Here is a 13054-nt window from a genome sequence, read left to right on the forward strand (position 1 = left end):
ACTATTTTTGTTTCAACTCCACAGAATACAGGTCTTTTCTTCGGTCTCGTAAATTACGCACCGTTCCTTCACTATGCAATATTTTGAGTTTATCTAAGTCTAAGTCACTAAATAACAGCATTTCCGTATTTGGTGTTGCTTCGTTGAGTGCAGCATCATGAGGAAAAGCAAAGTCCGATGGCGTCAACACCGCTGACTGCGCGTACTGCACATCTAGGCTTTCTACCTGTGGCAAGTTGCCAACGCTTCCTGCGATAACAACGTAGCATTCGTTTTCAACCGCACGAGCTTGCGCACAGTGCCTCACCCTTAAATAACTGTTTTTCGTGTCAGTCCAAAATGGTACAAACAAAATATCCAGCCCTTTTTCAGCCATGATCCGTGATAACTCTGGAAACTCCACGTCGTAGCATACTTGGATCCCTACTCGGCCCGCATCCGTATCGAACACTTCAATTTTATCACCGCCTTTGATAACCCAATCGTAGTCTTCGTGAGGGGTGATATGAATTTTACGTTGTTCATCCACTTTGCCAGAGCGGTGACACAAGTAACTGACGTTATAGAGTTTGTCGCCCTCAAGTAGCGGCATAGAGCCGGTGATAATATTGGCATTGTACTCAATCGCCATTTGCGACATAGCGGCTCTAAACTGCTCGGTATACGTCGCCAACGCACGAATAGCTTCGGTCTGATTTCTATAGCTTCCGAGACCCATTAGTGGCGCGTTAAAGAATTCAGGGAACAGGATAAAGTCACTTTGGTAATCCGAAACCGTGTCCACAAAATACTCAACTTGTTTCATTAGCTCCTCTACCGATTCCACCCGGCGCATTTGCCACTGTACAGCCCCCACTCTGACGATGGTTTTCTTACTTTCGATCACGGTATCGGTGGGCTCGAAGAGAATGTTATTCCACTCAAGTAGGGTCGCATAGCCTTCGGAGTCCTGATCTTCCGGTAGATATTGTTTAAGCAGTCGCTTTACTTGGAAGTCGTTGGCAAGTTGGAAGCTTAGAATGGGGTCGTGTAATTCTTTATGATCGACTTTGTTTATATACTCCATTGGCGACATACTGCCACGGAATTGCTTATAAAGCGGAATACGACCACCTGCTAAAATCGCACGCAAGTTGTACTGACGACAAAGCTCTTTACGGGCATCATACAGTCGCCGACCAAGGCGTAGACCACGATGGCTTTTGGCTATCACTACATCCAGCCCGTACAGCGCATCAGCATTACTATCACTAAAAATTCGGCTATGCGCGTCAACAATGTCTTCATAGGTATGCGGGTTAGAAAAGGTTTGATAGTCAACTTGAACACTCAGCGCGATACCGACGAGACGCTCACCGTCTTTGACACCGATCTGTCCCTCAGGAAACTGGTCAATCAACCTAAATATCGTATGACTCGGCCACGCTCCACCGAGATCTGGGTAGGCTTCATCCATTAATGACTTAACCTGATCGTAGTCAGGCTTTTCTAGGTTACATAGCGTGATCCGCGCTTTTTCTACAGACATATCAACTCCAAAGCTTTTATTATCTACCTATCTCTCACTCTACTACAGCCAACCTTGCTGGATGCTGAGCGAATAACCAGAGCTTAGGTCAAATAGACGGCAAATCACAATAGAGCTTCTATACTTTATTTTATTGTGAATACCACAAGAGCTTACGTTTGACTAAATACCACCCTTATAGCAAACCAGACCAAGTAGAAGCATTAAAATTTGCATTATTACGACGTGTGGCCGCGTATTGCATGTGGCTACACGCTGGCCTCATTGGTGTATTTTGGCATTTAGAGGTGAACATACTTGCTTGGGTCAACGTGGGTAGTGTGCTGATGTGGTACGTTGGCATTAAACTCATTGATGCGAGTAAGCCCTCTATTGCACTGCGGGTTTTCTGCCTTGAAGTCGCCGTCCATGCGACGCTGGTGTGTGCCTATCTCGGCATGTCACTCGGGTTTCAGTACTATCTCTGGACAGTGTCATGCCTCATGTTGTTAGACTACCAACTCAGGTTACGCAATGCCGTGATTTATTCCGTTGTGTTGATCACGCTATTCGCAGTCTTAGAATTATTGTTTGGTGATGTTGCCTATCAATATCGCTATCAACAGTTAATTCCCTATGTCCATTTTGCCAATGTGCTCATATGTGGTATTCCAATGATCTACACAATCAGCCACATACGTAAAATGACGGTGCAACAAAGAGACAAATTAGAAGAACTCGCTGCACACGATCCGCTCACTCAAATGTTCAACCGTCGCTATGCGCGCGAATTAATCACCCATGCTAAAGAAAACTGTATCTCTACTCACTCTCCTTTATGTTTGGTGATGGCGGATATCGACCACTTTAAAAAAATCAATGACACCTTTGGCCATGACAAAGGAGATCAAATCTTAAAAAGCGTGGCCGAAACAATCAAAGCACATATTCACCCTGCAGACATTGCCGTTCGTTGGGGTGGTGAAGAATTTTTAATTGTGCTGGCGCCTTGCTCTAGTGGAGAGGCAATGCAGCGCATGGAAAAATTACGACGAGCCGTCGAAGCCACCAGTTTTGAAAACGAAATACTTAAAGTCACCATGAGTTTTGGCGTTGCAAATTGGGACCCTAGTCAATCTTTTGAGGTTGTCATTCAACATGCGGATGCCGCACTTTACGATAGCAAACATTCAGGTCGAAACCGCGTTACCGCAGCACCGATTTTGCGTGTATCGGAGGGCGTCAGTTAACCCTCCGATACGTTCAGTGCAAAGCCTTACTTAGGTGAAATGACAATCTGGTGAGTTATTTTGCCTGGTAACAAGGGGGTGTTGCCTCCTTCAGTATAGTCATTAAACCCCGTACGATAAAATGGTGATAGCGGATGTCCACTTTGGCCACCAGCAACTGTTAAAATCGCATTTTCTAAATGGCCAGGTTGTGCAATAAAGCGCTGTGATGCACCAAATGCTTTACCTTGCACTGCTGGCATAAAGGTATCACCAAAGGCTTGTGTGGTTGGCATATCTAACAACCCACTTAGCATAGGCATTTGTTTGGAGAATGGGTGCTGCACCTTAAGTGCATTCACATTTCCCCAACGCCAAGCGGCCATATTACTGCCATAGCGTTCACTGAGTTTTTGTTTGGCTAGTTGATATGCCGCCAGCTCAAGTTCATTCCAATTGCTATAGCTGCCAAGCCAGCTATTTGGTTGCTCAGTTAAAAGCTGCCAAAGGCCGGGTTCGAAATAACCTTTAACAGACTTCAGCGACAGGCTCTGCGTTTGTAAATACTGCTCTAACGGCGCATATAATGTGTCTATCAAGGCATTGCGATAAGCTTTCACCAAAGTGTAGCCAACTGAATCAGCACACGCGCAGCCCTGCCAGTCTTTAAGTAACTTTAAATCTTTGTCAAATGAGCTTGAGTCTTGCGTTTGCAATAGCGTGACTAAGCGCTCATGCCAAGGCGTTAAAAACTTCGCTTGGTTATCCAGTTGCAGCTGATAGAAATCTGCTTCGGTGAAAACTTGCTTACTAATCAGGCCATCACGAATTTGTGCGGCGCGTGCACCTGGCGCATAACCTCCATCACCAAAGCGTTGATTATCCGCGACAGACACGACTCGAGCGTTTGCAGTCCATAACTTACCGCTTTCAGGGTCTTGTACCACCGGGCGAATACTCTCGTTATTTTGCCAAGAGGATTCATACTCTTCCTGCTTCACCGCAGTATCATGAGCAAATTTGCGAGCAGGAATAGCGCCAATCGGCGTCCACGCTGCACTACCTTGGCTATCCACCACGACCAAATTCTGAATTGGAATGCCCACATTTTTGGCATGTGCAGTCGCTTCTCCAACTTCAGAGAACAGCTCAAGCTGAATGAGCTCTAGATTGACTGCATAGGGCTGGTGAGCAACCCAACTCAGCGCAAGCTTTTTACCACCCAACTGCTTTACTGGGCCAAACGCACTCATTTCCAACTGATAAGTATGCACCTCACCGCTAGGTAACATAATCTCTTCAGCGATCTGCTGTGTTTTGGTGTCGCTATTAAGCTCTATCCAATCAGCAGCATCTAGATAGCCATTCGTAAATCCCCATGCGATGTGATTATTGCTACCAACAACGATGGCAGGCGCGCCAGGTAACGACACGCCTGTGACTTGTACCTCTTTACCCTGTTCCTGATAGTTTAGCTGCGCGCGATACCAAATTGATGGTACGCTTAAACCCAAATGCATATCGTCCGATAACATAGCCGCTCCTGTTTTCGTCAGCGCACCGGTTACCGCCCAGTTGTTACTGCCATATAACGGTACATCTTCAATATGCTGAGGCTGAATTTGCGCCAGATGCGGCTCTAAGATTGGAATAGCGGCAGTTGGTGCCGTTATTACGCTACCATCTAATGCGGCTTGATGGTGGCTGGGCTGCAAAATGAAATCGAGCATACCTTGACCATATTGCTGCTTAAGGGCTATCAAGGCTTCATCACGCTCATAGTTGGCTGTTTGTAAATCTAGATACATGCTGAAAATAACTAGCAAGCTGTCCTCTGGCTGCCAAGGTTTAGGTTTTGATCCCAATAGCAAATATTCAAAACTGGTGAACCCAGATTGCGCTCGACCATCATTCACTCCACGAGTATAACGCTCAAGAGTTAATCGATAAGCACTCGGTAAGGACCGTACAATTAACTTAGCTCGCTTTCTAAACTGATGAAATCGCATCCTTTCATCTAAACCTATTGCAGCGGAACCAAATAACTCGCTCAACTCACCCGCAGCATTACGACGTAATAAATCCATTTGAAAAAATCGGTCTTGGCCGTGCGCAAAACCCAAACCATAGGACGCATCTGCTCGCGAGTCCGCCGATACCACTGCTTGTCCCATCGCATCTCGCGCTACCGTCACGGTATTTTCAATTGTCGTAGCACTACCTTTTCCATCGAGTGCTGGCAAGCTCAATGCCAACAGACCATAGATGGTCGCTGTCCCTAGTAATACGAGCAACAGCAGTACGACAACAATTCGTTTAATCCAAGTAAGCATAGCTATCCTTTACAATGTGCTAAATATACAGCTGGAAGGTATATCATGTCATCGGCCAATAAACCAATATTCTCGACTGTGTCACAGTTATAAGACAATCAAGTTAAAACGTTTTATTTTGCTCAATTAGATTTCGCTTTGTGAGGACTGAACTATAGTTAAATCATCGTCTTCAACACAAAAGCACCATGATTTCTGAACTATCGACATCACCACTTAAATTTCGCTTTGTGAAATATAGCTTCTGGCTTCTGCTGGTCGTTATCATTGCGATGGCATGGTATGTCGATCAAGTAAACTATCGCCGCTTAATCGCAATAGAAAAGAGTCGCTCGACCGAGGAAGTGAATGTCTACCGCACTAAAATAGAGGGTATTCTGGCAAAAAATGTACAACTTGTCAGAGGGCTAGGCATTGCCCTTTCAGGTCAATCCGAGCTATCTCAAGCTCGCTTCGAACAGCTCGCAAAACCCTTATTCGATAGTAGCCGAACCCTTCGCAATATCGGAGCAGCCCCAAATATGCGGCTCGGCTATATTTATCCTTTAAAAGGCAATGAAAAAGCCATAGGCCTAAACTATCAAACCCATCCGACGCAAAAATACGGCGCATTACTCGCCAAAGAAAGTCGCGAAATCGTGATGGCAGGGCCACTAGAATTACTTCAGGGCGGGACTGGTTTAATCGCAAGAGTTCCAGTTTACACTGATAAAACCCACTTCTGGGGGTTACTCTCTGTCGTGCTCGATATGGATAACCTTTATCAACAAGCAAACTTTACCGCATTAGAAAGTCAATACCTGATTGCGATTCAAGGCGTGGATGGCAAAGGCCGAGAAGGTGATTATTTTTATGGCAACAGTAATATACATTCGCTTGCCCCCATCGCATTTAGTGTTAATGTGCCCTCCGGTGAGTGGGAACTCTACGCCGTGCCCCGCATTGGCTGGCAACCAGCAGTAACTGCAGTATGGCCTTTTCGCTTAGCAATCATCGCGCTGATTGTCATCTTTATTGCCGCATTTATCTTTATCAATCGACTGCTATCGCAACTTCAACGCAATGCCTTATCACTGACCAATATGGGCATACTCGCAGAAGTTGGCGCATGGGAAATTAACGTCAAAACCCGTGATATTATTTGGTCGGACGTCACCCGTAGTATTTTCTGCGTGCCAAGGCAATTTCAGCCTACTTGGATGAATACGACAGAGTTTTTCAAAGCAGGTTTGCACAGAAAGCGCTTGCAAGACTGTATTGATGAACTTATAAAAACCGGCCATGAGTTCGAAGAAGAATTTATCATCCAAACCCAAAAGATGGATGACTTATGGGTGCTGGTGAAAGCACGCGCTATTCGCAGTGGCAAACGCACTAACCACATTTTTGGTTCCATTCAAAATATTCATAAACGCAAAATCATGGAGATGGAACATGATAAATTCGCCAAAAATAATGAGCTCCTTGCCCATTTGAGCTCTCACGAAGCCATCTTAAATAACCATCTCAGCAAAGCACTCACACTCTGTGCAGATACCTGTAGCAAAGGAGTGGAGGTTAATAAAGTTAGCATTTGGCAATTTAATGAGGATAAAAACCAGCTGATCCCAGTGTGTTTTTCAAATGCAGCGATGGATAACTTAGAGCACTTTCCTCCTTGGCGAAAAGCAATAGCGCCTGCGTTATTCAATGAAATTGAGAGTGGCCAAATAATTGCGGCGGAACAAGCTGAAAACCACCCAACAACAATGGCCCTCACCACAACGTACCTTGAGCCTTTTGAAATTAAGGCGATGCTTTGCTGTCCTATCAGTCATAAAAACCAAACCTTAGGCGTTCTTTGTGCAGAGTACGACATAATAAGTCCAGCTTGGGGTCAAAGCGATCTCCGTTTAATGAAGTCTATCGCCGCCATGTTAGGAGGCCTTTTTATCAATAAAGCCCACCAAAAGGCAAAAAATCAAGCCATCATTGATAAAGATTTAGCAGAGCAATCCGCAAAAATGAAGGCTGAGTTTTTAGCCAGCATGAGTCATGAGATACGCACCCCACTTAATGGTGTAATGGGTATGGTTGAGCTTGTCATGCACTCACAACTCACTTCGACTCAACACCACCAGCTCTCCTTGGCACATAGTTCAGCGAAATCTTTGCTCACTATAATTAATGATATTCTCGACTTTTCCAAAATCGAGGCTGGTAAGCTAACGATAGAATTTGTTGAGTGCGATCTTATCGAGATGCTCAGTAATATGCTGTCTGGGTTTGTGCGCGCCGCTGATGCCAACAATAACCGGCTGCATATCGATTTATCAGGTATGAAAGTCCATACCGCGCAAACTGATCCGAATCGCCTCAAACAAATTCTCAATAATTTGCTAAGCAATGCAATTAAGTTCACCCATGATGGTTCAGTGACATTAAGCTGCCATACAGAACAAACGGGCGAGCAAACTCGGCTTTGGTGCAGTGTAGAAGATACTGGTATCGGTATATCAAAGGAAAAGCTCAATAAAGTTTTTGATTCATTTACCCAAGCAGATATATCAACCACTCGGCAATATGGCGGCACAGGGCTTGGTCTCACCATTGCAAAGCAATTATCTCAATTGCTCGGTGGCGACCTACAAGCATTTAGTAAAGAACACGTTGGCAGCACGTTCTCCTGTAATGTGCTACTAACTGCTGCCAAACCCATTACCGAGCATGAAAAGTCTGATAATTCAACGTTATATATATTAAGCGAAATCAATGAAGACTATAGTAAACTACTGAAGCCTTGGCATATCACGTGCTTACACGTGCAGCAACTTGATATGCTCATGACTCAGCTACAACAACCATCCTCACATCTTGCTGTTATTTTGGATGCCAAGTTACTCAATGCCATACCACGGAAAAAGCAACAAGCACTCAAAACGCAGCTAACACAACAACAGATCGCTCATGTGGTTGCCGTTGAAGAACAAAGTAGTGAAACGCTCTCGCTATTTTCCTCTTGTGAGCGGGTGTACTACCCCATTACGCCATATGCAGCACTTCAGGTGTTCAACTCTGATTATCAAGATCCAGACAAGCCGAAATCCGTCAAAGCCGATTCACCGGTCAGTGCTGAACTCTTGTTAGCACGCTCAATCTTATTAGTGGAAGATAATCGGATAAACCAAACCGTTGCGATAACCATGTTAGAACGTTTAGGTGCAAAAGTAGTCTGCCAAGAAAATGGAGAGTTAGCACTTGCACACTTGCAATCGATTAACAAACCTTACGATGTTATTCTAATGGATTGTCAGATGCCGGTGATGGATGGTTATCAGGCAACACAGCAGATCCGCCAAGGTGTTGCCGGAAAAAACCATCAGAATAGCGTGATCGTTGCACTAACCGCCAACGCGATGCAAGGTGATAGAGAAAAATGCCTCAATGCAGGTATGGATGACTACCTCACCAAACCCATTGACTTTGATGAGCTAAAAGCCAAACTTCTGCAAGTAAAACCACAGCAAACAATGCAGGCACCTTCGTCTACGGCCCAACAAAGTTAGCTCGCACACTTTGCTACAGTAAATATTGGTATTATATTGCTATTATCAAGATGATGTTATAAATCTCATCAGCAACAACAAAAATAAGGAAAGTGATGCAATTAGATACTCAAGAGCAACGTGTACTGGGTAGCTTAATCGAAAAGCAAGTCACCACCCCAGAACAATATCCAATGTCACTCAACGGCCTCACCAATGCGTGTAATCAAAAGTCAAATCGCGAGCCGGTGATGGAACTCTCTCAAAATGACGTGCTAGATACATTGACTCGCCTACAAGAAAAACGCTTAATTACCTGCGACGAAGCACTGTCTGGTCGCGTCGACAAGTACAGCCAGCGCTTTTGTAACAGTGATTTTGGTCACCTTAAAGTCAACGCGAAACAAAAAGCGATTATCTGTTTGTTGTTACTGCGTGGACCACAAACCCCAGGTGAGCTGCGTACCCGCAGCAGCCGCCTCGCAGAATTCAGTTCCGTACAGGACGTTGAGTCGACATTAAGTGCGATGCAAGAACATGATTATGTGGTTAAGCTTGCCCGAGAACCAGGAAAACGAGAAAGTCGTTATCAACACTTGTTTGGTGACCAAGTCGTTGAACCAACAACAACATCGGCAGAACCCATAACCTACACACAAAATGACAGCGAAATCGAGAGCTTGATCGCCGAGATTGAGCAATTAAAGCAAGAGCTCGCCACCATCAAAGCACATTTAGGGCTTTAAAAAGCGCGTCAGCACCAACATAATAGAAGTTTATCGCCCCGATAGTATTGAGGAAACAGTATGCGTGAAGCAATCATGGCCGAAATGAAAGTTCAGCCAATTATTGACCCGGAATTTGAAGTCAAACGACGTGTCTCATTTTTAAAAGCACGATTACAAGCCTCTGGCTGCTTCACTCTTGTGCTTGGCATCAGCGGAGGCGTTGATTCGTCAACTTGTGGACGCCTATGCCAGCTAGCTATCGATGAACTCAATGCTGAACATGGTACTGGGGCTTATAAATTTATTGCCATGCGCTTGCCGTATGGCGTTCAAGCTGATGAAGATGAAGCGCAACTTGCACTTGAGTTTATCCAACCGAGTCAGTGCTTAACAGTCAACATCAAGCCTGCGGCCGATGCTATGCACGAGCAAGCACTTGCTGCCATGGCCGGTGGAAGCGTGCCACTGCCTTCACAAGCCAGCGTGGATTTTATTAAAGGAAACGTAAAGGCACGCCAGCGCATGGTAGCGCAGTACGAAATAGCAGGCCTGACTCGCGGTTTAGTAGTCGGTACCGATCACAGCGCTGAAAACATCACGGGCTTTTACACCAAGTTTGGTGACGGCGCCTGCGACTTAGCGCCCTTGTTTGGCCTGTCAAAACGCCAAGTTCGCGCACTAGCGGCTTTTCTCGGGGCACCTGCGGGATTAGTACATAAAGTACCGACAGCCGATCTCGAATGCGACCGTCCAGGCCTTTCCGATGAAGAAGCGCTAGGACTAAGCTATGACAATATTGATGACTTCCTTGAAGGTAAGCCTGTTAGCAGTGAAGTAAACGACAAACTTATTGCCATTTATCAGCGCACCCAACACAAGCGTCAACCAATTCCTACAGTATACGACGAACAATAGTCTTGTTGGCAGGAGATAACCAGTTATTCATCCTGCCAACCCTAATTTCTCAATTCACAAGGTGATTAACGTATGAGCCCCGCAGCTGCACCTATTTTAATTACTGGTGGCGCACAGCGCATTGGACTTGCTTTGGTGAAACACTTTCTCGCTAAACAGCAAGCCGTCATATTGACGTATCGCACCAAACATCAAGTTATCGATGAACTAGCATCACTAGGTGCCATTTGTATCAAGGCTGATTTTGACGAGCCAGAAGCAATCACACAACTCAACAACCAAATTCGTGCCCATACCGACGCACTCAGTGCCATCATCCACAATGCATCGAGCTGGGATTGTGAAGCCAACAACCCTGATTTTTCAGCATTATTCGACAATATGATGCGGATCCACGCTAAAGTCCCTTATTTGATCAATCATGCCTTGAGCGACTTATTGACAGCTAGCAATAACGTCAGCGATGTGATCCATATTACTGACTATGTAGTAGAAAAAGGCAGTCCAAAACACATTGCCTATGCCGCAAGTAAAGCTGCATTAGATAACTTAACTCGGTCATTTGCCGCTAAGTTTGCACCTAACATCAAAGTGAATAGCATTGCACCTTCTCTTATCATCTTTAATCAAGACGATAGTGACGAGTACAAGGCAAAAACCTTGAAAAAGTCTATTATGGGAATTGAGCCTGGTAGCAAAGAAGTTATCAATAGTGTCGACATGATACTCTCTAGCAACTATATGACAGGACGCACGGTACAAATCGACGGTGGCCGCCATTTGAGGTAACGCATTATGCAAGATAAATTACAACAGAGTTATAAAACGATTATTGAAGCCGTGGGTGAAGATGCAGACCGCGAAGGATTATTAGACACACCCAAGCGCGCAGCGAAAGCGATGGAATATCTGACTCAGGGCTACCGTCAAACACTGGATGAAATCACCAATAACGCGGTATTCAGCTCGGATGCCGATGACATGGTGCTGATCCAAGATATAGAGTTGTACTCTATGTGTGAGCATCACCTTCTGCCTTTCGTTGGCCGTTGTCACATCGCTTATATACCTAACGGTAAAGTGCTCGGCTTGTCTAAATTTGCCCGCATTGTTGATATGTTTGCCCGACGTTTTCAAATCCAAGAGCAGCTAACTCATCAAATCGCCAAGGCCGTTGAGGAAGTCACCGGCGCAAAAGGCGTTGGCGTGATCGTTGAAGCCAAACATATGTGTATGATGATGCGTGGCGTTGAAAAACAAAACTCTAGTATGCGAACGTCTGTCATGCTTGGTAACTTCAGAAGCGACCCCAAAACTCGCAACGAATTTTTACAGCTAGTGAAAGGATAAGCACGCTATGTCGAATGCCATTATTAAGGTGACGAATTTAAGACTACGTACCTTTATTGGTTTTAATCCCGAGGAGCGGGAGAAAAAGCAAGATGTCGTGATCAATATTGAGATTCACTACCCAGCGGATACGGCATGTTTAGATCATGATAACGTGGCTCACGCGCTTAACTACAAAACCGTGACCAAGGCAATCATCACGCTAGTAGAAGAAGGGCATTTTTTGTTACTTGAGAAATTGGTGGCCGACATACTTGCAGAATGTCACCAGCATCGAGACGTGACGTATGCGAAAGTCACTGTAGATAAACCGCACGCTTTACGTTTTGCTGACTCAGTGTCACTCACGCTTGATTGGTACAGAAGCTAAACTAAGCGATAAGACTCTGATATTCACTTCCTTGCCTTCTGGTGTTAAGAAATCATCTGTAAGGCAAGGTAAATCACCAGTGCATAACGAGCGCCTTTACCGAGCGCGACCAACACAAAAAACCACCCAAAAGAGGTCCGTAGAGACCCCGCTACCACAGTCAAAGGATCTCCGACTATGGGGAGCCAAGCAAATAGCAATGAAAACTTGCCGTAACGATTAAATAGTCCACAAGCCTTATCATATTGCTGTTGAGAAACCGGAAACCAGCGCTTATCCCGCCACTTAGCGATAAACCAGCCAAGATAATAGTTCACACAGCTACCCAGTAAATTACCTGTTGTCGCAGCCAGCCATAACCAAACCAGTTCGCCTTGTTGTTTCACAACGAGCCCACTCAGCGCCAGCTCCGACGACGCAGGTAATAAGGTTGCGGCAATAAATGCAAGCCCAAATAAAGAAAGGTAAATCATATCAACGGCTATAAGAAATTGGACTTTAAGAAATCATCTAAGTGGGGCAATATACTGAAATGCGCGCAAGACTTCAAAAACACAGACACGGAAACAAGGAATAGACATGAAAACAACAATAAAAATGTTACTACTTAGTACCGTTCTCACCACCGGATTTAGTGACTGCAAGGCCTCAAACGAAGCGCTACCACAGGCAGATGATGGCTATCAGACCTATATCCACACCGGCGACTCCTTTAAACATTTGCAATTTACGGATATCAAAAACCAAGCTGTTAGGTTCGCTGCTAATCACAAAAAGCTGGTGATTTTATTCGCGACTTGGTGCTCCGATTCGCAACGCTTATTGAGTGAACTAAAACAATCTGAATTACTCACCCAGGCCGAGTTAACCATCGTTGCTATTGGCCGAGAAGAAACTAACACTACACTTGAGCAATTCAACGAAACCATACAATTGCCCATCCATTTTGTTGCCGATCCCAATCGAGATATCTACAACACGTATGCCAACAAAGGCATTCCTAGAGTCATCTTGCTTGATGAACGCAACCGAGTGATGCAAACCCTCATCGGTGAGCAACCCAACACCTTATCAAAACTAAACTGGAATTAACGAGGT

The 13054-nt window shown here is 45.1% G+C and carries 11 protein-coding genes; 8 read left to right on the forward strand and 3 right to left on the reverse strand.

Translation table 11 applies throughout. The annotated features are described in order from the left end of the window. Position 1 precedes the first annotated feature (1 nt). Positions 2-1528, reverse strand: a complete 1527-nt coding sequence (locus DS891_RS22715; protein WP_010604215.1) for a carbon-nitrogen hydrolase family protein — start codon at positions 1526-1528, stop codon at positions 2-4. Positions 1529-1686: 158 nt separating this feature from the next. On the opposite strand from DS891_RS22715, the gene DS891_RS22720 reads away from it, so the two are divergent. Next, on the forward strand, positions 1687-2757 hold the full coding sequence (locus DS891_RS22720) for a GGDEF domain-containing protein (RefSeq protein ID WP_174171004.1): 1071 nt from the start codon (positions 1687-1689) through the stop codon (positions 2755-2757). A 26-nt stretch (positions 2758-2783) separates the two neighbouring features. Here the strand turns inward: DS891_RS22720 and DS891_RS22725 are convergent, their stop codons facing one another. After that, a complete protein-coding gene (locus DS891_RS22725; RefSeq protein WP_174171005.1) occupies positions 2784-5069 on the reverse strand; it encodes a penicillin acylase family protein in 2286 nt (761 codons plus the stop codon). Positions 5070-5257: 188 nt separating this feature from the next. Here DS891_RS22725 and DS891_RS22730 point away from each other — a divergent pair, with 188 nt between their 5' ends. From DS891_RS22730 to folX, 6 genes are all read left to right on the forward strand, one after another. Beyond that, on the forward strand, positions 5258-8614 hold the full coding sequence (locus DS891_RS22730; RefSeq protein WP_174171006.1) for an ATP-binding protein: 3357 nt from the start codon (positions 5258-5260) through the stop codon (positions 8612-8614). A gap of 95 nt (positions 8615-8709) precedes the next feature. After that, complete coding sequence (locus DS891_RS22735) at positions 8710-9339, forward strand: YceH family protein (RefSeq protein ID WP_010604211.1); 630 nt, start codon at positions 8710-8712, stop codon at positions 9337-9339. A gap of 60 nt (positions 9340-9399) precedes the next feature. Continuing rightward, positions 9400-10236 carry an ammonia-dependent NAD(+) synthetase gene (gene nadE, locus DS891_RS22740; RefSeq protein ID WP_174171007.1) on the forward strand — a complete coding sequence of 279 codons (837 nt, stop codon included), beginning with the start codon at positions 9400-9402 and terminating at the stop codon, positions 10234-10236. Between the two features lie 72 nt (positions 10237-10308). Continuing rightward, positions 10309-11025, forward strand: coding sequence for a dihydromonapterin reductase (folM, locus tag DS891_RS22745; protein ID WP_095727080.1), 717 nt, complete (start codon positions 10309-10311; stop codon positions 11023-11025). Between the two features lie 6 nt (positions 11026-11031). After that, a complete protein-coding gene (gene folE / locus DS891_RS22750; RefSeq protein WP_010604208.1) occupies positions 11032-11586 on the forward strand; it encodes a GTP cyclohydrolase I FolE in 555 nt (184 codons plus the stop codon). A 7-nt stretch (positions 11587-11593) separates the two neighbouring features. After that, positions 11594-11956, forward strand: a complete 363-nt coding sequence (gene folX, locus DS891_RS22755; RefSeq protein ID WP_095727082.1) for a dihydroneopterin triphosphate 2'-epimerase — start codon at positions 11594-11596, stop codon at positions 11954-11956. 44 nt (positions 11957-12000) lie between these two features. On the opposite strand, the gene DS891_RS22760 is transcribed toward folX, so the two are convergent. Next, positions 12001-12429: a YqaA family protein gene (locus DS891_RS22760; RefSeq protein ID WP_069018891.1), complete on the reverse strand. Its 429-nt coding sequence runs from the start codon at positions 12427-12429 to the stop codon at positions 12001-12003. Positions 12430-12535: 106 nt separating this feature from the next. Here DS891_RS22760 and DS891_RS22765 point away from each other — a divergent pair, with 106 nt between their 5' ends. Further along, positions 12536-13048, forward strand: a complete 513-nt coding sequence (locus DS891_RS22765; protein WP_174171008.1) for a thioredoxin-like domain-containing protein — start codon at positions 12536-12538, stop codon at positions 13046-13048. Positions 13049-13054 lie beyond the last annotated feature (6 nt).

This window comes from Pseudoalteromonas sp. JC28 (assembly GCF_013319255.1).
In the GTDB taxonomy this organism is placed as follows: Bacteria; Pseudomonadota; Gammaproteobacteria; order Enterobacterales; family Alteromonadaceae; genus Pseudoalteromonas.